Raw genomic sequence first — 22,299 nt, forward strand, 5'->3', positions numbered from 1 at the left:
ATTGGTATGCCGTACTGAGTACTGCAGAGAAAAAGGGAATTGAGAAGGGTAGAATTTGCCAGATGCGCAAAGGTTTTGAGAGTACACCCCTCCCAAACTGATTTCCAAGGAGGTTATTTTTTTGCCAAAAATACCCAGAGACCTATCATTTCCCCACACACTTTAGTATAAAGCCAGTACTGTGTAGGTTTTCAATCTCGATGAGGTAGGCGGGGTCTGCGGCCAAGTATTTGCGTAGTTTGGTGATAAAGACATTGAGACTTTGCTTGGTGAAATAATCATCATTTTTCCAAATTTTGAGCAAGGCCTCTTCGTGTGTCAATACTTCACCTTGTTTTTCGAGCAGCAGTTGCAGCAAGGCGGCTTCTTTGGGGCTGAGCTTTTGGGTGTTGTCGCCTAAGTGAAGCAGGCGTTTGGTAGGGTCAAAGCGAAAGCTTCCCAAAGTATGGGGATCGACAGTGTTTTTGAGAGTTTGTTGTAGCAGCACTCTCAGCTTAAGCAGCAGTATCTCGGGGTCAAAAGGCTTGACCAGATAGTCTACCGCTCCAAGCTGGTATCCTTTGATTTGGTCTTCTTTCAAGGATTTGGCCGTCAAGAATACAAAAGGGGTCTCGCGGTATTGTTGCTGTATCTTTTCGGCTACCGAAAAGCCATCCAATTTGGGCATCATCACATCCAAGATACAGGCATCAAAGCGTTGGGTTTGCAACACCTCCAGCGCCTCTTGCCCATTGTGGCACAGGGTAATGACAAAGCCATTCATTTCCAAAAAAGCTTTGAGCATGAGGCTGAAGTTATGATCATCTTCGGCAAGGAGTAACTTATGCATCAGTAGTTGATTTTGATTGTTGTTGGTTTTGCTCCGAAGCGCCCGAGGGCGGCTCTTGGGTTTGTAACGGCAGGGTTAGTACAAAGGTGCTGCCACGCCCTAAACGGCTACGTACTTCGATGCTGCCCTTATGTTGCTCTACGATGGCCTTGGTATAACTCAGCCCAAGACCAAACCCTTTGATATTGTGTATGTTGCCGGTAGGCACGCGGTAGAATTTATCAAAAATCAGGGCTTGTTTGTCGCGGCTGATACCCAGCCCTTGGTCTATGACCGAAACCCGAAGATGAACGGGGCTGCTTTCGGTTTTGAGGGTGATATCGAGCTTGTCGGGAGAATACTTGACGGCGTTGTCTATCAGGTTGGAGAGCGCATTAGAAAGGTGAAACACATCCCCAATTACAATGGCTGATAGGGCCTCAAACTGTCGGTGTATCAAGCCTTTGTCACTTATCTTCAGGGTATAAGCATCTGCCAAATAGTCCAACACTTGGTGGAGGTCTACTGGCTCTTGTTGAAGCTCAAAGGCCTTTCGGTCGCTGACAGCAGCCTGCAATACTTTTTCGACTTGGGCATTGAGGCGTTTGTTTTCTTCCTTGATTACCTTGGTAAACTGCCGAATAAGGTCAGGTTGGCGGATTACTGACTCATTCTCGATATTGGCAATTGCAAAGGTGATGGTGGCAATAGGTGTTTTGAGCTCGTGGGTTACATTATTGATAAAATCGTTTTTCTGTATGCTCAGCCGATGTTGTTTCATTACCAACCTAGAAGCCAACAAAAAACAAAACATCGTAATACCTACCATGGCAATGGCGGTGGTGATGGGCAACAACAAAGCTCTCAACAACCAATGCCGCTCTGTAGGGAAATAAAGCCGTAGTTCTTCTTTTTCGGTGAAGGCATATCGAAAGCGGGTTTTGTTGAGTTGCTCGGTATCGGCTCCGGGGCTAAGGTAGCCATAGTTGGCTGTTTTTAGGTTATAAAAACCCAGCGCTAGGTCGTCGGCTGGGGCGATATGTTGTCGCAACAATGAGTCTAGGGGGAATATCTGGGCTACACTCTGAATATCGCGCTCACATTGGGCGCACATCTGAATGCTGCGAAAAAGGTAGAACTCCTTGAGGTTGGGGTGTCGCCTAGGGCGGGTAGCCTCTAGGGTATCTTTGAAGCTCAAAAACTGCTGCAGCCGCTGTTTGGGCAAAAGCGTATCAGGTTGGAAGTCGAGTAGTGGATAGACTTGGGCGCTTTGTGCCACCATCAATACAAAATTACTGTCGGCACTGGTATACAGCAGGTTATAGCTTTCTTGGTCTTCTACAGTAGAGGTGTGGCTGCTCCAGCGTTGGTATTGCTGTTGGGCGGACTCTACCCCCCTAGCTACGGAGGCCTCAAAGATAGCCCGTTTGTCTTCTACCAAGTTGATAATAGTAGCCACCTCCAACCCTACAATCAGTCCGGCAGGAAAGGCAATGAGATAAATAATGAGATGATAAGCCGTAACAGGCTTAGACCGAAACCTAAAGATACGCATCAGGACAAAGGTAGCAAATAGGCAGTAATTGTGCCGGATTTTAAGCTTTGTTTAAGCTTCTCCCACATACCTATTTTGATTGATAATCAGAGAGATGAGCTTGATAAAGTGCTTGCGCTCGCGAGGGTGCAACATCGTAATGGGCAGGTATACCTGTGCTCCATTGGTATATCGTAGGCGGATTTTGTCGGCATTTAAGATATGCATCTGCTGGAGGCTGCGCAAGGGCAGGCGTTGGTGTGAGAGCAAGCCCCTCCTGACCGTGAGCGCTTCTTCATCGATATAGGCAAAAGGGGTACGCCAATGGTAAAACCCCGTCAGCAAGGCCCAAAACAACAAAGCCCAAGCAACTACATCATACATCGACCACGAGGGTTGCTCCGAATAGTGTACAAACAACGCTATCGCAAGACCCAACGCCCACAAGAAATGTGGCATATAGCCCGAAGGACGGCGTACAAAATATTTGGCAGTAGGTATATTGGTAGACATCGTCAAAAGGGTTATTGTTTGCTGAAAAACGCTGTATTGGGTAGTTGTTTTCGAATGCGCTTCATCTCCTTGGCATCGCTAGGAATGCGCGTAGCGCCTATCCCGATATATGATACCATCATCCAAGGGCGGAGGTCTTTGGGTAAGGCGCTGACGGGGTTTTCGCCCAACTCAAGATAGGAAAGCCGGCTTAGACTCGTGATATTTTCGGGAAGGCTATTGAATACGTGCGCTTGTTTTTGGGTAATATAACTATTGAATGTAGCCCACAAGTCCAATATTACCAACTCTTTGGCCGACAGTATCCAAGGAGGGAACACCTGTAGGCCATACCCCTTGAGCGACAACTTACGCAGCTTCGTAAGGCGCTCTAAACAAGGAGGCATTTGAGCAAAATCATAGTCTATCAGCTGTAACTCCAACAAGGACTCACAGTCGCAGAGGGCTTCGGGGACAGGTATGCGGCGGCTTTCGCTCCCCTCTTCTGTCTTGAGGATAAGGCGACTAAGCGTCGCGCGCTCAACGGCTGTCTCGGGCAAGAGGGTATCTAAAGGCAATAGCTCCAGCTCTTGGTTGAGTTGCTCCCAAGGCGTTGTATTTTGAGTCTGTGCTTGCAAAAAGCCGATAGTCATCGGCAATATCAAAAACAAAAATCGGTTCATAGTTTCTCATATTTGGGTTGCGCTCTATGTAGCCCAAAGCTCCATCTTCGGAGATGTGGTAGTCTGTCAATTTAAGTCCCACATATCCCCCCAAAGCCTCTGTCCACCATCTACATACAGTGTTTCTCCGGTGATATATTCGGCAAATGGGCTGGCCAAAAACAAGACGCTATGGGCTACTTCGTCGGCTGTTCCTAGTCTTTTGGCTGGAATCGTTTTGGGCGCGCGGTTGAGCATTTGTTGAACCTCAGGCGGGTACGTCTCCAGCCCCGAGGTCTGAATGATGCCCGGCGCTACGGCATTGACACGGATATTGTATACCGACCATTCCACGGCCAAGGTTTTGGTGAGGTTGTCTACGCCTGCCCTTGCTGCGCCTGTGTGTGCCATTCCGGGAAAGCCCCGAAACATATTGGCAATAATATTGACCACTACCCCTTGGCGCTGTGGGATAAAAAAGCGCTGCGCCATAGTAGTGGTTGTCAGCCAAGTACCGTGAAGGTTGTTTTCAATCACTGCTAGCCAGCCTTTGTAGGGAATCCGCTCAGCAGGAGCCAGAAACTGCCCTCCGGCATTGTTGACCAATAGGTCTAGCCCTTGTCCTTGGGCGGCTATGCGGTCGGCCAATTGGAGGAGCGCCTCCGGCTGGCGGATGTCGGCCACTGCCCATTGGCACTGCCCAAAAACAGACAACTCCTCTGTGGCACTTTGGAGGCGCGCCTCATTGCGGCCACAAATCCAGACCGTTGCCCCGTTCTGAAGCAATTGTGTGGCGATGGCCTTGCCAATGCCGCTCCCGCCGCCAGTTACGAGAGCCGTTTTTCCAGAAAATACAGCAGTAGCAAACATATCAGTAGTAGGTTGGTGTTTGTTGGGTTGGTTTACAAGTATACATCTTTTTGGCCAAAAACCATGGTCTTCACACACCAGAGTCTCTGTTATTGGCGATTTATACCAAGATTTGAGGATTTACAGGATTTGATTTTCTTGATTCTCAAGAATTCTCGGCGCACACATTTTCCAAACCAATTTGGGTTGGGTATAAAAAAACACACCGCTCTAGATTTTTCTTTTGTTGTCTATATTTTCGAAAATAGCTAATAGTAGCACTCGCTAAAAGATGTACCACACCACTGGATATTTTAGAAAAGCAGCTTGGAGCTCAGCTCCGAGACAAGCTGAGGCCTCATTTGGGGAGGGGCAATGAGACTTAGCTCACAGTTTTAATTGTGGGGTTTGAAAAATGTCCAGTGGCGTGCCCAATGCCATAAAAACCGACCTAATTTTGAGGCAAAAACCCTATTTGGGAACATCCTTTGTATGGTACTTGTTTAGCGCTATACAAGGTCTCTTTATCATACAGGGCTGATGTTACCAATGATACCCCAACCATACCATCCCATAGACTGCAACTTTTATGACATCCTGCTAGACCGTGCAACGCGGGTATTGACTTGTCATTTGGTCATTCAAGATTTCGACGGAAGCCAGCGGGAGCTTCGCAGCTATATTGAGGATGTTTATACCCAAAACCACGAAGAGTTTTTGTTGCTGCGCAATGGCCAAAAACTTAGACTAGACCAAATACTGTCTGTAGACGGCATCGAACCTAGTCATCTGGGTAGCTGCCGGCTTCGCTGATGATACAAAAGCAAGCCAATGTTTTGCGAAGCCGATTTTATGCAGTATTTTAGTCAGCCTTATTATTGACTACTCACCTTATCTACCCTCATAATCACCTATATGAGAATTACTTACAACGCCCCCTTTGTATTGACCTATACCTTGGTGTGTTTGGTTATCACCTCTATCGATTTTTTATTGTTAAACAATCTGGTCATTACACAAAACTTTTTTACGGTCTACCCTTTCGGCACTGCGCCGATGTCATTGACCAATCCGCTGGCCTATTGGCGGCTTTTTTCGCACGCCTTGGGGCACGCCGACTTCAATCACTTGCTCGGGAACTTTACCTTTATCTTGCTGCTGGGGCCCATCCTAGAAGAGAAGTACGGGTCTGATAAATTGCTGTGGATGAGCTTCTTGACTGCGTTCATTACCGGTATACTCAATGCCAGCCTCTTTAGTAGTGCCCTCTTGGGAGCCAGCGGTATTGTATTTATGATGATTTTATTGGCTTCTTTTACCAATATGCGCGCCGGAACTATCCCCCTGACCTTCCTCTTGATTGCTGGCCTGTTTTTAGGCAAAGAAATCTATAATACGATGTTTGTAGAAAACAACACCTCAGAGTTTGCCCACATCTTAGGTGGCATTAGTGGTGCAGTATTTGGATACATCTTTGGTATCCGACCCAAAGAAACTGCCTAAGCTACTGCTTATAGGCTATAATCTCCGCCCAAACCTGTATGTATGTCTTTTCGATTATGAGACAAAATAGACTAGTGCTTTTTGCATTGTTATTCTTGACCTTGGTTGCCTTGCTGGTGATTGTTTTTATGAACAAAGAGTACGACAATGTCAATTGGGAAGGGCATTATCAGACCGATAAAAAAGACCCATATGGTACTTATATTTTGTATCAGAGTATCCCCCAAATCTTTCCGGGTAGTACGATTACACGCAACACACAGAATATTTTCATAGACCAAAAGCATAAAGACTACCTAGCGCAGGCTCCACGAACAGTGTACTGTATTGTCTCCCCAAAAAGCAATATAAGAGGGAGTTATATGAGCTTTTTACAGGATTTTGTAGCCAAAGGTGGTGTAGTTTGGATTATGAGCGAAAAGCTGAACCCCGAACTAGAACAATTGCTACAAATACAAAGCACATACTATGTCAATAACAATCCACAAGAGCTGACCCTAGGGCAAACAACAGCCTATTATGATGCCTCAGCACCCCGTCAAAACACATATACCACTAACTACCTACTCCCTTCAGGCTTTGATGCCGAGGTGTATCCGCTTCTCTATGACAATAAGCAACAACTGCTTCTGGCCAGCACCACAAAAACGCTCGCCAAAGGTGGCTGGTTGATTGGTGCTTCGCCCAAACTAGTGGCTAACTACTACCTGCTACAGCCCAATACTAGGCTCGTGGCAGAAACAATCCTCACACACTTGCCCAACAGAGAATATTTTGTATGGGAGACATACAAAAGTTACACCCAAGAAACACAAGGCTCTATCTGGAGTGTGGTATGGGCACACAAACCCCTACGTTTTGCTGCCTATCTTTGCCTCCTGACTGCTGCCTGCTACCTGTTGTTTGAAAGCCGACGCAGACAAAGAATTGTACCCCTAATAGAAGCGCCCACAAACAGCAACCTCAATTTTGTCAAAAGCGTTGGCTCCCTATACTATCACTACAGAGACCATAGCAAGATGGCCCAAAAAAAAGTACACTATTTTTTAGAATACCTACGCCACAAACTACATATCCCCACCCAAGAACTCTCACCCACCCAACTACACCAGACCTTAGCTGCACGCCTTCCACAGTTTCCTGAAACTGATTTGCGTCAACTGATAAGCCTCTGCGAAAAAGGACAGCAAAAACAAGAGTTTTCCCAAAATCAACTCATTCAGCTAGGAGAGCTTATCTACTTGTTCAAAAAAGAGGTAGGATAACCCTGCATATCGATAGCCTTCTATACGATTTTCAGAACCCTTTGGGTGTTACCCAAAACAAATTTCCCACTCTCCCGAAGCGCATCCGAAACCTGCAAATCAGGGTTACACAACACATAAACCCGCACATTCGGAATATCCAGAAGCGTATCAGGCAAGGTTTGGAGTTGGTTATTTTTTAGCCATAATCTTTCCAAATTAGTGAGCGGATCTAACTCAGGAGGCAGGGTTTGGAGTTTATTCCAGCGTAAGCTTAATTTCTCAAGCTTTTTCAAGACCCCTATCTGAGGCGGTAGCGCAGTCAAGTTTTCATCATATAAATCAAGCCCTGTGAGTATCAAAGGGTTTTCTATTTCGGGCAGCTGTGATGATGCGGAGGTCTTCGAGGGTGATGCCATAATGTGCCTCAAATTCGGCGGGGCAGCTTTGTGCCAATTGCAACGCAAGGCGTACATTGGCGCGGTCGTCGCTTTCGAGGAGTAAACTGATTTTTTGGAGTTCGGGAGTCATAAGGATATTCAAAATTAGGGGTTTGTGTTGGTTGGATTGGTGTCTTTCTACAAGGAGTATGAAGTATGAGCTATGGAGTATAAGATGAAGGCGTTGGGTTGGTTACGTACCCGTAGCTATTTAGGAGATTCAAATACTTGATTATTAGATACTTGCAAGAGAATGGGTTTCAACCCTAGGAATTTAGTAAAAATACAGCTACTTGATAATCAGTGATTTATAAAATAATCTTATTTAAGGCTGAACTATACAAAAAAAATAACTAGTTGATAATAAGAGATTTACGGCAAATAATACCACCTAAATAGTTACACGTACCCTATGCGTGCGTACGCGGCTTAGGGATGCACCAGCAGTACCCCGCAAGCACGAAGTGCGCGGAGTACAGCGGTGCAGCCCGGCCCGAAGGGCAAGCCCCAACGAAATCGCCAATCGTCAGTATGCTCTTAGCACACCACACAAATATAACCATAAAACCCGCCAATAGACACTTTCTAAAAAACACGAAATATGAGCACTCCTTTGCGCTCTTTGCGCATACTTTGTGTCCTTTGCGGTTAAATAGTAGGTGTCGAAATCAGGAATTAAAATAAGACTTAGCCCACAGTTTTAGTTGTGGGATTTGAAAAATGCCCAGTGGTGTAATCATAAAGCACCCCTCAAGAAAAAACACCAATACCGCTCGCAAGCGATATTGGTGTAGGGTGTTGAGGACGGGCTGCTTTACTCTACGCCGTACTTGGTCTTGTACATATTGTAGAGGCGCTTGTGGCGGGTATCGAGGTCGATATTCCGCCCTTGGATAAAGGCGTGTGTAACGCGGTTGCTGCGCATATCGAGTAGGTCTCCGCCCGACACCACCAACGTGGCTTGCTTGCCCTTGGCCAGCGTGCCGACAAATGCACTCACCCCCAAGATCTCGGCAGCGTTGGCCGTAACCATCTGTAAGGCTGCCTCTTTGTCAAGGCCATATGCCACTGCCGTACCGGCCTGAAAGGGCAGATTGCGTGCGCCCATCGGCTCGCGGTCGTCATAGGCTAGGGCTACTTTGATGCCTGCCTCGTGCAAGATTTTGGGGAGCTGATAAGGCACAAACACCCCCTCTTCATCTCGAATGGGCAGGCGATGCAGGCGATTGAGAATCACAGGGAGCTGGTGTTCCTTCAAGAAGTCGACAATCAGGTGTGCATCCGCAGCGCCTACCAACACAATCTTGGCAATGCCGAACTTCTTGGCAAACAAGACCGCCTCTATCATTTCCTTGGCCGTATTGGCGTGGATGTAGAGATTTTGTGTGCCCTCAAACACGCCGCGCATCGCTTCCATTTTCAGGTTTTTGGTGGCAGGTTTGGCCTTAAAATACTGCTGGGCTTCGCCAAAAAACAGCTCTAGCTCTGCAATTTGCTGCACACGTCCTTCGTTTTTGACCATCTTGCGCTGCTCCCACGACCACTGAAACTGCGACATCCAGCGCAGGTGGTGGCCGTCGTCTATGTGCAGCGCGGCATCTTCCCAGTTCCAGCCGTCGAGCATCATCACCGACGAACTGCCCGATAGCGTTCCACCTTTGGGCGTAGTTTGTACCAACAAGATGCCGTTGGCACGCATCGTCGGGATGATTTCAGAGTCCGTATTGTAGGCAATCAAAGCGCGTACGTTGGGAGTCAAGTCGCCCACCTCTGCATAGTCGTGGGTAGCACGCACAGCGCCCACTTCTGAAAGTCCCAAGATATTGTTGGGCAAAATCAAGCCCGGGTACACGTGTTGCCCGGTAGCGTCAATCACCTCTGCTCCGGCTTCGGCAGCCTCCGCGCCAATGCCCGTGATGAGGCCGTTCTCAAAGCGGATGGCTGTATTTTCGAGCACCTGCCCGTCGCCTATGTGTAGCGTAGCCCCTTTAATAACAATAGGCTTCGTTTGTGGGTCGGCAGGGCTAGGGTTCTGCCCCAAAAGCGCCGCCGAGCACAAACATAGCGCCGACAGCAGGGTATAAAAGCGGTACTTTATCATAACATAATTTTTTTTACAATCTATTTTCAACTACTCAACAACAAGAGGCCGCCAAGGCTTTCCGCGTTTTGGAGGCTTCCCTCCCGCGCCAAACGTTGTGGGCTATTTCCCACATACTGAGGGCGCAGGGGTCGGGCTTTCACCAGTAGCTTGCGGCAAACTTGGCTCAGAGCTACGCTCGCATCCTTCGCGCTCTCGCGCTCGGATGTCTAAGCCGCTTTCGCCTGCATAGCTTTGCGCTCAGCAGGGCGCTGCACGCCCCCCTTAGCTCTTGGGCAGCCTATTTATCAATGCGTTCTTTCATCCAAGTGAAAGACCTCTCCGCTGAAGTGGTCGGTGATGTCATCACAGTGCCAGCGTATTTTTTCAGATTTGTCTGCCTTGCGGGTAGGCGCGCCACCTTGTTTGGCTTCGAGCATTTTCTGAATCAGTCGGGCTTTTTCTTCGCGCATAGCGGCTTGTTTGGCCGGCTCGGTGTCTGCATCAAAGTATACCGTTCCATCGATGATGGTCTTGTTCACAGAGGCATAAATAGACAGCGGGTTGTCTGTCCAGAGCACCACATCTGCATCTTTGCCCACCTTGATACTGCCCACTCGGTCGGCTACACGCAGCATAATAGCCGGGTTGAGCGTTACGGTTTTGAGCGCTTCTTCTTCTGACAAGCCACCATACATCACGGCCTTGGCGGCCTCTTGGTTGAGACGGCGGCCCATTTCGGCATCGTCGGAGTTGATGGCCGTATTGACCCCCATTTGAGTCATCAGGGCTGCATTGTAAGGGATAGCATCCTTTACTTCCATTTTATAGGCCCACCAATCCGCAAAGGTAGAAGCCCCCAACACGCCGTGCTCTTTCATCTTGTCGGCCAGTTTGTAGCCTTCGAGGATGTGGGTAAAGGTATTGACCTTAAACTTAAAGCTTTCGGCCACCTTCATCAGCATATTGATTTCGGACTGTACGTAAGAGTGGCAGGTGATAAAGCGCTGACTCTTGACGATTTCGAGTACGGTTTCGAGGTTGAGGTCTCGGCGTTTGTTGCCTTTGGCTTGCTCATACTCCAGCGCACGGGTAAAGGCATCGTTGAGTACCTGCTCTACCCCCATACGGGTTTGGGGATAGCGCACGCGCATATTGTCGCCCCAGTTGGCCTGCTTTACGTTCTCACCCAGCGCAAACTTGATAAAGCCCGGCGCATTGGGAAACTTGAGCTTTTCGGGTGCTTCGCCCCACTTGAGCTTAATTAAGGCAGACTGCCCGCCAATGACATTGGCCGAACCATGCAGCAATTGTGAGCTCGTAACCCCTCCGGCCAGTTGGCGGTAGATGTCGATGTCTTGGCTATCGAGCACATCTCCGATGCGCACCTCGGCACTGCTTGTCAGGCCAGCTTCGTTTACCCCTTGGCTGATGCCGATATGGGAATGCTCATCGATGATGCCCGGCGTCAGGTGCTTGCCCGTTCCGTCAATCACGATAGCGCCGCCGTCGTTAAGGTCTTTGCCTACACGGCTGATTTTGCCGTTTTTGATAAGCACATCTGTATTTTGGAGTACACCATCGGCCTCGTTTGTCCAGACAGTTACATTCTTGATAAGCAAGGTCTGCTGTTGTGGCAGGGTTTCGCTACCATAAGCCCCAAAAGGATAATTGACCTTACCCAAGGTAGGTAGCTCAGTGGTCTTGCTTTCGCTGCTAGCGCTGTGCTCGCCTTTGCGGGTGGCCAGCCAAGTCAAGCTAGTGCCATTTTCAGCCTCCCCTACCCCTTTGAGGGTATTTTGATCTACCCAGCCAGATAGCCGCACTTGGCCGTCACTATTGAGAGCAGCACTGATAGTGAGCAGTTGATTATTCAGAGTACCACTAGTAGTGATTTTATCATCCAATCCTACTTTTTTGATGCTGAAGCTAGGCTTTTCCATCGTACCTTCGATGTTCAGCTCATAGTTTGGCTCCCCGTTGATGGCTAGGGTATACTGTCCGCGAATATCGCGAGCGGGAATCTCCAGTACCACCATTCGGTGGCCGTTGTTCCAGTTTTCGAGGATATTGGTTGCTTCTTCAAACAAATCGCCGGAGGTGATGATGAAGTTGGCCATTGCCCCATTGCGCAGCGTACCGACTTTGTCGGCTACACGCAAGAAAGCAGCCGGATTTTGGGTAACGGCCTTGAGGGCGGTGTTCTTATCCAGCCCATACTGTACCGCCTTGCGGAGGTTCTTGAGGAAGTCCTGTGGGTTTTTCATCCCATTCGCTGTAAAGGCAAAGTTGATACCGGCCTGATGCAGGCGTGCGGCATTGGCCGGAGCCATCTCCCAATGTTTGAGTTGGGCGAGGGTAATCATCTGCGCGTCGAGCGGGTCGGTAACGTCATAGGCCTCGGGGAAGTCGAGCGGGAGGATAAAGCTAGCGCCTGTGGCCTTGATTTCGGCGATACGCTGGTACTCGTCGCCCGCGCCTTTGATGAGGTACTGTACGCCAAACTCATCCCCGATTTTATCGGCACGGAGGGCGTTTTGCCAGTCCGAAACCTCAAAAATAGCAGGCAGGGCTTTTTGCTGGTTCCAGGCCTCTAGGCTGAGGTTAAACTCCCGTTTGTCGGTATTTTTGGCATACCAATCGGCATCGAGGTAGGTCTGACGCAGGAGCGCAATCGAACCCATCAGCGAGGTAGGGTACGACTGCGTAGAGCTGCCCTTGTCGAAAGAAAAATGTTGGGTAGCCTGCCCCAAGACAAACATTTGGTTTTCGCGCTCACCGTGTAGGAGTACTAGCGTGCCTGTGCCTCGGGCAATGCCGTCGGCGTGATGGCTGAGTACAGCCCCAAATCCGGCCTTGCGCAGCGTCTCAGCGGCCTTACTGTTGTACTTAAAAATACCTTGTGCTTGAGTTTCGGGGCGCAGGGCTTGGTTCCAAGCATAAGGACCATCGGTTTTGGAGTCAAGCTGAGGGTTGGACCACCCGCCGCCGCCACGCTTCACTTCGGGCATCCCGTAGTTGCTGTATGGGTCTACAAAAGCAGGGTACACATACTTACCCGGCAGGGGAATCTCTGTCGCTCCGGCGGGGACATTATTGCCCGCGCTTGCCGAAACTACACGCCCCTCACGGATGACAAGCGTCCCGTTTTGAATGGTGTTTCCGGACTCTACCACGATGGTAAGCCCCGTAAGTGCAAAATAACCACTGCGGATATCGCCTACGCCATTGGTGGGGAAAGTCCCCTGCGCATAGACAGCCATACCCCCCAGCAGCAGCCACAAAGCCAGTAGCTTTGTGGTCATAAATTTGTAACATTGTTGCATATTGGAAGATGTGCTAAGGTAAAATTTACATAAAAGCGTTCTTACAAAGATGCGAAAAAAACCGCAGCCTACAACTCTACACGCCCAAAAGCAGGTTTGAAAAGCCAAAAACCCATTTTGTAAGGTTAAGTAGAATGCCTACTTTTGGGTATTAACCCTGTATTATGGACCTCCTGCTAACGAGCATCCTGCTTTTCACCTCGACCAACATCGATGACTTACTGGTGTTGACACTTTTCTATGGCAACAAGAAGTTTGGCAATCTAGAAATCATCAGTGGGCAGTTGCTTGGGATGAGCTGCCTGATTGCCTTGAGCTTGCTAGGAGCCTTGGTTGGGGTATTGATTGCCCCTGCCTATATCGGTTTGCTGGGCTTAGTGCCTCTATTTTTGGGTTTGAGGGCGCTTTGGGCTATTTTTCATCCCTCAACAGAGGGCGAAGAGCATCCAGAGGCCAGCTTGCCTCAAGGAGCTAACATCTTGAGTGTGGCCGGTGTAACCATCGCCAATGGAGGCGACAACATCGGGATTTACCTACCCACCTTTACGGCCCTGTCTTGGTGGGCTATCGGCCTGATGATTGGGGTTTTCTTACTGATGACCTTGTTGTGGTGTATGTTGGCTCAATACTTTACCCGACACCCCAACGTTGCCAAGGTAGTCGAAAAATACGGCCACCTCCTCACGCCTCCCGTCTTGATGGTGCTTGGGTTATGTATTTTGTATGAGCACGGATCGCTGGGGTTTTGGTTTTAGCAGTTGCTTAGGTCGCGCTCAGATACCTGTAGGGCATTTTGTCAGAGTTTTCGGTATACATACGCATAGGCCCAAGCGGCAGCTAGGCGCGCTGTATGACGGTCGATATCGAGGCTGGGGTTAAGCTCGGCAATATCCATTGTCATACATTTTGGGCTTTGTAGGAGTAGCTGCAAGCAATCGCGGAAAACCTTGTCGGGCAAGATGCCGATATTGGCCGGCGCGCTAACCCCGGGGGCAAAAGCCGCCGCAAACACGTCCATACAAATCGTAACATAAATAAGGTCTACGTCACGCTCCCACGTACGGAGGTGTTTTAAGAGTGTAGGCCGGTCTTCATAATTAAACTCCGCTCCGGTATGGTACTGCAGGCCTGCGGCCTTGGCCAATGCAAAAAGCTGGGCTGTATTGCTATGGGGCTGGATGCCGAGCGTCAGGCAGCTGACCAGCGAATCGGCCTGAGTGATTTGCCAAAAGCCCGTCCCCGAGCTAGGGCCTACGGCAGGGTCTACGGGGCGGATATCAAAATGTGCATCAAAATTAACAATCCCGATGCGGGCCCTGGGGTAAGCCTGCCGCAGCCCCAGATAGTGTCCATAGGTGATTTCGTGCCCACCGCCAAACAACAAAGGGCGGTATCCGAGCGCAAGCAGTTGTGTGACACACTGCCCCAAACTAGCCTGTGCTTGTTCCAAATCTTGGTCAGGACAGTGTACAGTGCCGACATCCCATAGCTCGGGGCAAGCCTCGTGTATGGGAAAACTAGCACAGGCAGCCCGCAATGCAGCAGGCCCTTGGGCAGCTCCGATCCTCCCCTGATTGCGGCGCACTCCCTCATCACAAGCAAAACCCAAAATAGCTACAGCGCCCTTATTGGCTGGAGCCAAGCCCGGATGCTCAAGATTCATATACCGAAGGTGTTGATGCCAGCGTTTCAGGTCAGGCGCATCTCCATCGTAGCGCCCTTGCCAATGTTCGGGGGTAGTAGGGATATAAAGGCTCATAGTAAAACTAGTTATGGTATAATGAATTAGCATTTAACACACAGGCTTTGGTGGTCTTCAGCGTCTCTGTGGCAGTTTGTCGGATAATGATTTTATTGGCTTTCTCTCTAAACATCCTCATAAACCAATTGTCCTCCATATTGATATCCACCATAGTAGCCCCATACTTAAGTGCGGTTTCGGCAATGGCCATCGACAACATCGTAGCCCCCGAAGTACCAAACCTACTCAGGCTGCTCTTTGAAGTACTCAAAAGTCCCAAACTCTTCCGGCTTATCAAATTTTGTACCCTTTACCCAAATTCCGTCAGTACCTCTATAAGTAGGAATACCGCTTGCAGCAGAAACTCCGGCTCCTGTCAAGAAAGTAAAAAGCTGACTTTTGCGCGATGGTGATGCACCTCGTTGATAAGGTTTTTGAGTGCGTCCATTCCCTATTTTTTGGCAGATGATTATCCCCAAAGTTAAGACAGCTTTCGGTTTTGGCCAAACACCCCTCCCTCCCCGACCCAAATACCTATTTTGTATATCAAGCCTCACAGGGTTTGATTTTTGTGATGCTCAAGGGTTTTCAGCACACGAATTTCCCAAATAAATTCTGATTGGGTATAATTATTATTCACAACCCGCTTCTCTCAAGCGCCGTATAAGAACTATCACCCACTAGGTACTTTCAGAGCAAAATAGCCTAGGGCTGCACAACTCCAAATATTGGACATAAAAGCAGCCTATCCGCTGCTCAAGTGCGCTTTCATTTGGCATCATCTCACCACCAATCACATTATAGCACATGCAAAAAATATTTGAAAACCCTTACGCAGAGCTGTATAACCTCAGCCCTGAGTTACCCCAAGTGATGTTTGGCTACTGGAAAGGCTTCTGGGAGCTTTCGGACGCAGAGGCGATGCGCGCCCTTACTTTTCCATTTGACTATATCGCCAAGCATCAAATCAAAGTAATGATTACGGACTACCGCTACCTCGATGTTGTACCTATCGAAACCAATCAGTGGCTTGAAGATGTGTGGTTTCCGAAGGTCTCTGACCTAGGCTTGGTCGCAGAGCTGGTACTCGATGCCGAAGATCTGACCGGGCAAATATCAGTAGATTTTATGTATGAAAACGTACAACAAACCACTGGACTATATACTCAAAAAGTAGATACCTTGGAACACGCCAAAGAATTGGCTAAGGACTTTTTAGCGCGCCTCAAAAGCTAAAACCCCTCCCCCATAGAAAACAGAGGCTATCCGAAAAGGGCAGCCTCAAATTTTATATTGCTTTCGCTTTGTCATTTTGAGCGAATCGAGAAATCTTGCTTATAAATGTTGATTGGTGAGCAAAAAATGAAATTCCTCACTACGTTCGGAATGACAATACCATATTTTATTGGGGTCTTTTTGAAAATATCCACAAATCCTTTGACATTTTTTAAATCCCACAAGTCTCATTGTACCCCAAAAATGAGGCATCAGCTTAGCTCAGAGTTGGGGCTCCGAACTACTTTTCCAAAAATACTCAGTGGTGTATCTGGAATACATACATCACCCTTTACCCTCTTTAGAGCTTGTTTAAAATTCTCTTCATCAACACCAAAACGCTGCTTTTTGGCTGTTATATCGCTAAAAATGCTCGCCGTAGCGCTTGTAGGTTATCTGGCTCTTCCGTAAATTTAGGTACGATTTAACCCACGGCTTGATACTGTGGGTGTTTCCATAACAAGGGGGTAAATTACGCACAACAACGAGAGTCAAAAATGTCCAGTGGCATGTTGCCCTTATTAGCGTCCATAGGGATTTCGGAAAAGCGGTGATACCTGCAAGGAATGAAAAGACTGGAAACGCATCTGCCCACGTTCGATGCGCACCTTTAGTGGGTAGTTCCGATCGCCGTGTCGAGAGTAGGTGTGCAACACGACTTCGTGTTCGCCTTCGGGCATAGGGATGCGAACAAACTGGATGTCATGAGGAGTGATTTGCCAAGCACGGGTGTCGGCCTGTTCGGTGACGGCATTGAATACTCCAAGCAACATCCCTGCTGCTTTACCCTCATCGGTATTGGTTGCCTTGAGCAGCTCTTCGGCTCCTTTTTTGATGGCTACACGCAAGATTGCACTTCCGATTTCGGCCAACATCCGTTGTTTGAGGACCTGAAAAGCTACTTTATTGATGTCTTGCCCTAGTTCCATAGGGTACAGTTTGCCATTATACTCTATGGCTGCTTTTTCGAAGTAGGGTTTACGCTCGACATACTTAGGGAAAGCAATACGAAAGGTTGAGAGGCTGGCGAGGTTGGCTGCATCGCTACTGCTGAGATTATTGAAGCTGTAGCTGAGATTCATCTCTGAGTTGCTAATGACAAAGTTTTGGTCGCCGCGTTGGTTGACATTAAAGCCTATTGTCCATTCTGATTTGATGGGGCTGAGGCCATTGTGCCACAGAAAGACCAGCTCACCATTGCCTTTGTTGTTGTTGTTACGGTGTTGGATACCAAATTTCTCTTCGTATTGCATGGCTTCGCTTTCTAGCCCAAGGGTATAGGCCGTACGGATAAGGTCGCGTTTGAGCTGATTAGGTACTTGCATATCAAATAAGTCGGCGTAGTCTGTCTCATAAATTTCGACCGCATTACGATAAGCAATAAAGGCATCATTCGTTTGACCATTGGCCTCAAACAAAAAGCCCATAAACATATGTGCAAAGGCATCCCGTTTGTATTTCTTGCTTTGTTCTTTGTATTTGTCGGCAATTTGGTTGCTACGGTTGATTAGCCTACGGCACTCTACCAACGCCGCTTCGGGTTGCCCCATTTTGAGGAAATTAAGCGCTTTGTAGTAGTGTAACAGGAGCAGCTCGTGGTCTTCGCCACGGTATACCGTTACGGTAGGGTTGATGAGGTAGGAAAGGATTTCACGCCCGGGGTCTTTGACATAATCATCCGAAATACGGTATGCCTCTTCAAAATAACGGTTGCTCAAGTCATAATCACCCATTACAGCCTTCACACTCCCGAGATTGAGATTGTAGAGCAATCGGTCGCGCCCGGTAGGGCCTCGTTTATTGCTTTTCATATCGTGAGCCGCAGCCTTAAAGTTGCCAGACTCGAAGTGTTTGTAGAACACAATATTTTTCTGATAATAGGTTGCACAGCTTGACAAGGAAGCCAAGAGCACCAAGGGTATTAGGTATTGATGTAATGATTTGAATTTCATTGTTTTGGTAGAGGGGATTAGTTACCTATCGGTGTGTGTGTTCAATGTAAGAGGGAGAGCAGCCTGTGGTCTTGTGTGAAGCTTGAATTTGAAGAGGCATCTCCAGCCCCCCAGAGCGTGGGTGTGAAGATGCCTCCATCAAGGGATGTCAATATTATGGGGCAATAAGATTAGTTGCGCACCATTTTCTTGATTTTCTTGTCGCCAATCCAGACCAATTCATTGGTTTCGATATCGGCCAGCTCAAGGTTTACTTGATAGAAAATCACACGGTTGCGGCCTGCACCATCTACAATAGAGCTGATATTACCAAAGACCATAAAGTCTGCTCCTAGTTCTTTGCCAAACTTTTTCTGCGTGCTAGGGTCAGCAAAGTCCTGCTGGTCGGCGCGCTCATCGCGGAGCTTTTGACGAAACACATCGTTGGTAACTACCCTTACCAATCCAGATTTGATATACTCACGCTCCATATCTTTGATATAGGTATCGGCATCGATATGTTCGTGGCTTTTGTTGAGAATCATGCCTACGATTACTACCGGACGGCGGTCGTTTTTCTCACGGAAGCGACGCAGCCAAGACTCTTCGAGCGAGCTGCGGGTCATTTCTTCAGCCACTAAGCGGGAGTCTGTGTCATTCCAGCGACCGCTGAGGTCGGTTACCTCGTTGGGGTCTATACGGGTGATTTTGGGAGTAGGATTACAGCCGCTGATCCACAGCATTGTAAGAGTAAGGAGGCTGAGATAAAAGGTTGTTTTCATATTTTTTAGAAACAAGTTGATTGTGTTGTTACATTCGGCTGCTTGGTGAGGCAATATGCGAAAGTCTTTTGCATATACGTTAGTATCTGTATCTAGGTTATGCCTTTGGGACAAAAAAGCGCACAATTGCGCCGTATCTATCGCAGTTTGAGGGTGATAAGTGTCAAGATTGCCAGCATAATGCCGATAATCCAGAAGCGGGTAACGATTTTGGCTTCGTGATACCCTCCTTTTTGGTAATGGTGGTGCAGGGGAGCCATTCGGAAGATTCGCCGACCTTCTCCATATTTGCGTTTGGTATATTTGAAATACCCTACTTGCAGGATGACCGATAGGTTTTCGACCAAAAATATCCCACACAATATCGGAATCAGCAATTCTTTGCGCATCGAGAGTGCCAAAACAGCGATTACCCCACCCAAGGCCAAGCTGCCGGTATCGCCCATAAATACCTGTGCAGGGTACGAATTATACCATAAAAAGCCCACACAAGCCCCTGTAAAGGCGGCGCAGAAGATGACCAGCTCGCCCATATTGGGCAGGTACATAATATTGAGGTAACTAGCAAAAACGGTATTGCCGGATACATAGGCAAAGATTCCCAGTGTGGTGCCGATGATGGCCGAGCTGCCCGCTGCCAGCCCATCGATGCCGTCGGTGATGTTGGCTCCATTGGAGACTGCGGTGATGATGAAAATCACAATCAGCACATAAAAGAGCCACATCAGGCTATCGGGTACGAAAAAAAACAGGTCGTGGTAGTTCAGTTCGTTATTCTTAAAAAAGGGGATGGTCGTAACCGTCGACTTGAGGTCTTCGTAACGATCGGCCACCACTGAGCTGTTATAAGCGCCGGTATTGGGGTTTTGGTATTGCCGTACAAGTACTCCGTCGTTGAAGTAGAGTGTCAGCCCTACAATTAGGCCGATGCCTATCTGTCCAGCTACCTTAAACTTCCCTTTGATACCTCGATCGCCAACGAGCCAGTTTGATTTTTTTTGAATCAGCTTGGTATAATCATCCAAAAAGCCAATTGTTCCCAGCCAAAGGGTTGTGATGATTAACAAGACAATGTACACATTGTCGAGTTTGGCAAATAACAAGGTGGGCAAAATCACCGATAAGATGATGATGAGCCCGCCCATAGTAGGTGTGCCTTGCTTGATATCTTCTCCGGGTAGGCCTAGCTCGCGGCTTTTCTCACGCACTTGGAAGCGTTTGAGCAAATTGATTAGCTGCCGGCCAAAGATGGCTCCTATCAGGAGGGAAAGCAAGGTAGCAGAAAATGCCCGAAAAGAAATGTATTTGAAAACTCCCGCACCGGGCAGTGAGGTTTGTTTGTCCAAAAAATCAAACAGATAGTATAGCATATCACAAAACGAGAAACACCCTTACGGGTGTGGGTGTCAGGGAAAAGGTACTAATGGGCTAAGCCTGCTCTTGGTTGTTGTTTTGGTCTTGGGCAGACGCTGCGGTGTTGTGGTCTATTTGTTGGCGAAGCGACTCATTGATTTTGTCTAGATTTTTGTTCAGCTCTTGCGACAGTGTGTTGCCTAAGTCTGTTACTTTTTCACGGATGAGCGCCTTGCGTTCGTCAGAAGCCAACAACACGCCTGCCGTTACGCCGGCAAAAAAGCCCGCCAAAAAGCCCCACAAAACACGTCCGCTGCCGTTTCCTTCTTGATTACTCATAGTTTTTTTGGTTTTAGTTGACATTTGGTCTACGTATGATTTTGATGACACTAAGCTACGGCAACTATTCTGTTTTTGCAAAGGTTTCTGCCGATAATCCTCTATACCGCCCGCTAGCCTAGGGGGTTAGGTTGTCGCAAAGTAGCATTTCACACTATTGGGCTAGGTGTGTTGCTTTAGGCTTTCGCAATATGAGCTTACGTTTTGTTAAAATATCTTACACAAAGAGGTTTTGCTTTCTACAAAAACCTAAATTAGATACCAACAAAACCTTATACTTATGAAAACACTTGCTTACCGAGGTTTCGCCGGTTTACCAGCGCCAAGGCTTCACCAAACCCCTCCAACAACACGCCCTAGCCTACCCGAAAAATGGGTTTGCACGGCTCTGTTACACCCTTTTAGCCCTCCCTTGGTAGAGGGAGCTATAGAAGACACTCCGTTTTTCCAGCTCTGTATTGCCAATATTGCTTTTATAAAAGAGCAGATACTCTCCATCCAGCTCACAGGGCTGGAGTATGGTACCTGGTGGTATAAGGTATATCAGGATCGGACGCTTTTGTCGCGAGATCAGGGGATGTCTTGGCAGGAAATACATCTTGAATGGACGCTGCCCTCTACCGAATGGTTGGAGCCCAGCGCCCAATACTTTCAGACGGGTTATCTCAATTGGATGGAGGAGCCCTTGGTTGACTGGTGGAAGCAGCCCTCTGGCGACGCAGAGGCTGCTACTTGGATATGGTTTGAGCATACGACCCAGCTGCCCTTCAGAATGATGTTTGGCAACCCTCCTCCCAGCCCGCAAACAGGCGACCCAAGGCAGCTTCCTCTTTTTCAGAATTTTTCGTTTACTTATTTTGCCAATTTTGCTGCTGCCGAAAACCCTACGCTCGACCATTGGCTGCCGGCGGCTATCGAGGGCTTGGTAGTGGGCAATCCCAATGAGTATAAGCTCCCTCAATGGCAAGAGTGTTTTGCGATGACAACCCTGATGACCCCTGTCGATGTCAGAAGTATGCCCCTCCCCACATTGGTGCTCTACCAATGGAAGCCTAATCTTATTTACGAAATCTATACAGACCGTGCACAACATACGGTGATGTCATATGAATACAACCCTCAAGCTGGATTTGGTACACAAGTAGCGGCACTTTATGGCATTACTCCTCCTGATGCCTCCCACATTCCTGATTTGGCCGGCGAGGGCTTTATCTTTAATCTTGATACTGTTGACGACGAAGTGCCTACTCGGTGTTGGAGCTTGGGATTGGGGCTACAGCCCCCTCACTGGCCCAGTATTCCGGCAGTAAGGGGGAAAATACACCTTACCCTCTTCAATACCCCCAAATTTTGTCCCAAGCACACGGTGATGGTTTTCTCGGCTCTCTTCCCTCCTACCAAAGAATACCCCCAAGGGCGCTATCTATGGGCTTGGTATAGTCCTTTCCCCAACTCTGACGGCACGCATAGTCGACCGATTACCTTTATGGAGTCGGCTTCTAACATTGCACAAGGGGGCACTAGCTTGGCTCTAGCCGACTATTTTAGCTATGAGGAGTACCCCGAAAAAACCTGGTTCCCCCCTGCTCATTTTACGCTCCCTCCTTATTGCTTGACCCACCCCTCCCCAAGCCCTGCCCGAGCACACGGTGGCCATTAAGGACTTCTACCCAACCAAAATTGGGAAATATGTTCGCCTAGCATACCACTGGACATTTTCCAAATCCCACAATTAAAACTGTGAGCTAAGTCTCATTGCCCCTCCCAAAATGAGGCCTCAGCTTGTCTCGGAGCTGGCGCTTCGAGCTACTTTTCCAAAATGTCCAGTGGCGTGTTGATATTCGGTGATTTTTAAAACATCCATCCCCAAAACTCACTGTCAGAGCATATGATGTGTTCAGCGTTTACCTATCCTAAAAAATAGTCTGGAAAATGTCGGC

At 48.3% G+C, this 22,299-nt stretch carries 22 protein-coding genes; 6 read left to right on the forward strand and 16 right to left on the reverse strand.

All coding sequences use genetic code 11. The features are described 5' to 3' along the window. Window positions 1-145: 145 nt before the first annotated feature. The 5 genes from G499_RS0108425 to G499_RS0108445 all read right to left on the reverse strand — a co-directional run bounded on the left by G499_RS0108425 (window position 146) and on the right by G499_RS0108445 (window position 4,366). Window positions 146-829 (reverse strand): response regulator transcription factor, encoded by a 684-nt coding sequence (locus tag G499_RS0108425; RefSeq protein WP_026999579.1) that lies wholly within the window; start codon window positions 827-829, stop codon window positions 146-148. Further along, window positions 822-2,363 carry a sensor histidine kinase gene (locus G499_RS21070; RefSeq protein WP_051296101.1) on the reverse strand — a complete coding sequence of 514 codons (1,542 nt, stop codon included), beginning with the start codon at window positions 2,361-2,363 and terminating at the stop codon, window positions 822-824. Before G499_RS21070 ends, G499_RS0108425 begins: the two co-directional genes overlap by 8 nt. A 51-nt stretch (window positions 2,364-2,414) precedes the next feature. After that, window positions 2,415-2,855, reverse strand: coding sequence for a hypothetical protein (locus G499_RS0108435; RefSeq protein ID WP_026999580.1), 441 nt, complete (start codon window positions 2,853-2,855; stop codon window positions 2,415-2,417). Between the two features lie 11 nt (window positions 2,856-2,866). Beyond that, window positions 2,867-3,517: a leucine-rich repeat domain-containing protein gene (locus tag G499_RS0108440; protein WP_026999581.1), complete on the reverse strand. Its 651-nt coding sequence runs from the start codon at window positions 3,515-3,517 to the stop codon at window positions 2,867-2,869. Between the two features lie 66 nt (window positions 3,518-3,583). Next, on the reverse strand, window positions 3,584-4,366 hold the full coding sequence (locus G499_RS0108445; RefSeq protein ID WP_026999582.1) for an SDR family oxidoreductase: 783 nt from the start codon (window positions 4,364-4,366) through the stop codon (window positions 3,584-3,586). A 528-nt stretch (window positions 4,367-4,894) separates the two neighbouring features. Here G499_RS0108445 and G499_RS0108455 point away from each other — a divergent pair. The 3 genes from G499_RS0108455 to G499_RS0108465 all read left to right on the forward strand — a co-directional run bounded on the left by G499_RS0108455 (window position 4,895) and on the right by G499_RS0108465 (window position 7,113). After that, window positions 4,895-5,158 carry a hypothetical protein gene (locus G499_RS0108455; RefSeq protein WP_035726941.1) on the forward strand — a complete coding sequence of 88 codons (264 nt, stop codon included), beginning with the start codon at window positions 4,895-4,897 and terminating at the stop codon, window positions 5,156-5,158. A 102-nt stretch (window positions 5,159-5,260) separates the two neighbouring features. Next, entirely contained in the window at window positions 5,261-5,848 is a 588-nt protein-coding gene (locus G499_RS0108460) for a rhomboid family intramembrane serine protease (protein WP_035726942.1), read from the forward strand. A gap of 56 nt (window positions 5,849-5,904) precedes the next feature. Beyond that, entirely contained in the window at window positions 5,905-7,113 is a 1,209-nt protein-coding gene (locus tag G499_RS0108465; protein WP_154658376.1) for a hypothetical protein, read from the forward strand. A 20-nt stretch (window positions 7,114-7,133) separates the two neighbouring features. Here the strand turns inward: G499_RS0108465 and G499_RS19265 are convergent, their stop codons facing one another. The 4 genes from G499_RS19265 to G499_RS19270 all read right to left on the reverse strand — a co-directional run bounded on the left by G499_RS19265 (window position 7,134) and on the right by G499_RS19270 (window position 12,917). Next, a complete protein-coding gene (locus tag G499_RS19265) occupies window positions 7,134-7,454 on the reverse strand; it encodes a leucine-rich repeat domain-containing protein (protein WP_051296102.1) in 321 nt (106 codons plus the stop codon). Beyond that, on the reverse strand, window positions 7,435-7,623 hold the full coding sequence (locus tag G499_RS22000) for a hypothetical protein (protein WP_051296103.1): 189 nt from the start codon (window positions 7,621-7,623) through the stop codon (window positions 7,435-7,437). The genes G499_RS19265 and G499_RS22000 overlap by 20 nt, the downstream gene beginning before the upstream one ends. 723 nt (window positions 7,624-8,346) lie before the next feature. Continuing rightward, on the reverse strand, window positions 8,347-9,633 hold the full coding sequence (locus G499_RS0108475) for an amidohydrolase family protein (RefSeq protein ID WP_035726945.1): 1,287 nt from the start codon (window positions 9,631-9,633) through the stop codon (window positions 8,347-8,349). A 287-nt stretch (window positions 9,634-9,920) separates the two neighbouring features. After that, on the reverse strand, window positions 9,921-12,917 hold the full coding sequence (locus G499_RS19270; RefSeq protein ID WP_051296104.1) for an amidohydrolase family protein: 2,997 nt from the start codon (window positions 12,915-12,917) through the stop codon (window positions 9,921-9,923). A gap of 185 nt (window positions 12,918-13,102) precedes the next feature. Here G499_RS19270 and G499_RS0108485 point away from each other — a divergent pair, with 185 nt between their 5' ends. Next, window positions 13,103-13,693: a cadmium resistance transporter gene (locus tag G499_RS0108485; RefSeq protein ID WP_026999588.1), complete on the forward strand. Its 591-nt coding sequence runs from the start codon at window positions 13,103-13,105 to the stop codon at window positions 13,691-13,693. 41 nt (window positions 13,694-13,734) lie between these two features. Here G499_RS0108485 and hutG read toward each other — a convergent pair whose 3' ends face one another. From hutG to G499_RS22520, 3 genes are read right to left on the reverse strand one after another with little or no spacing between them, the layout of a single operon-like run. Continuing rightward, a complete protein-coding gene (gene hutG, locus G499_RS19275; RefSeq protein WP_035726948.1) occupies window positions 13,735-14,697 on the reverse strand; it encodes a formimidoylglutamase in 963 nt (320 codons plus the stop codon). Between the two features lie 7 nt (window positions 14,698-14,704). Continuing rightward, window positions 14,705-14,950, reverse strand: coding sequence for a hypothetical protein (locus tag G499_RS22080; protein WP_169721315.1), 246 nt, complete (start codon window positions 14,948-14,950; stop codon window positions 14,705-14,707). After that, on the reverse strand, window positions 14,922-15,236 hold the full coding sequence (locus G499_RS22520) for a Sir2 family NAD-dependent protein deacetylase (protein ID WP_026999590.1): 315 nt from the start codon (window positions 15,234-15,236) through the stop codon (window positions 14,922-14,924). The genes G499_RS22080 and G499_RS22520 overlap by 29 nt, the downstream gene beginning before the upstream one ends. A 250-nt stretch (window positions 15,237-15,486) precedes the next feature. On the opposite strand from G499_RS22520, the gene G499_RS0108505 reads away from it, so the two are divergent. Next, entirely contained in the window at window positions 15,487-15,915 is a 429-nt protein-coding gene (locus G499_RS0108505; protein ID WP_026999591.1) for a hypothetical protein, read from the forward strand. 560 nt (window positions 15,916-16,475) lie between these two features. Here the strand turns inward: G499_RS0108505 and G499_RS0108510 are convergent. From G499_RS0108510 to G499_RS22005, 4 genes are all read right to left on the reverse strand, one after another. Continuing rightward, a complete protein-coding gene (locus G499_RS0108510) occupies window positions 16,476-17,906 on the reverse strand; it encodes a COG3014 family protein (RefSeq protein ID WP_026999592.1) in 1,431 nt (476 codons plus the stop codon). 170 nt (window positions 17,907-18,076) lie between these two features. Beyond that, window positions 18,077-18,667: a penicillin-binding protein activator LpoB gene (locus G499_RS0108515; protein ID WP_026999593.1), complete on the reverse strand. Its 591-nt coding sequence runs from the start codon at window positions 18,665-18,667 to the stop codon at window positions 18,077-18,079. A gap of 137 nt (window positions 18,668-18,804) precedes the next feature. Beyond that, a complete protein-coding gene (mraY, locus tag G499_RS0108520) occupies window positions 18,805-20,037 on the reverse strand; it encodes a phospho-N-acetylmuramoyl-pentapeptide-transferase (RefSeq protein WP_026999594.1) in 1,233 nt (410 codons plus the stop codon). A gap of 58 nt (window positions 20,038-20,095) precedes the next feature. Then, window positions 20,096-20,359, reverse strand: coding sequence for a YtxH domain-containing protein (locus G499_RS22005; RefSeq protein ID WP_026999595.1), 264 nt, complete (start codon window positions 20,357-20,359; stop codon window positions 20,096-20,098). Window positions 20,360-20,639: 280 nt separating this feature from the next. Between G499_RS22005 and G499_RS0108530 the strand changes: the two genes are divergently transcribed. Further along, window positions 20,640-22,019, forward strand: a complete 1,380-nt coding sequence (locus G499_RS0108530) for a hypothetical protein (RefSeq protein ID WP_026999596.1) — start codon at window positions 20,640-20,642, stop codon at window positions 22,017-22,019. Window positions 22,020-22,299: the final 280 nt, after the last annotated feature.

The organism is Eisenibacter elegans DSM 3317, assembly GCF_000430505.1.
In the GTDB taxonomy this organism is placed as follows: Bacteria; Bacteroidota; Bacteroidia; order Cytophagales; family Microscillaceae; genus Eisenibacter; species Eisenibacter elegans.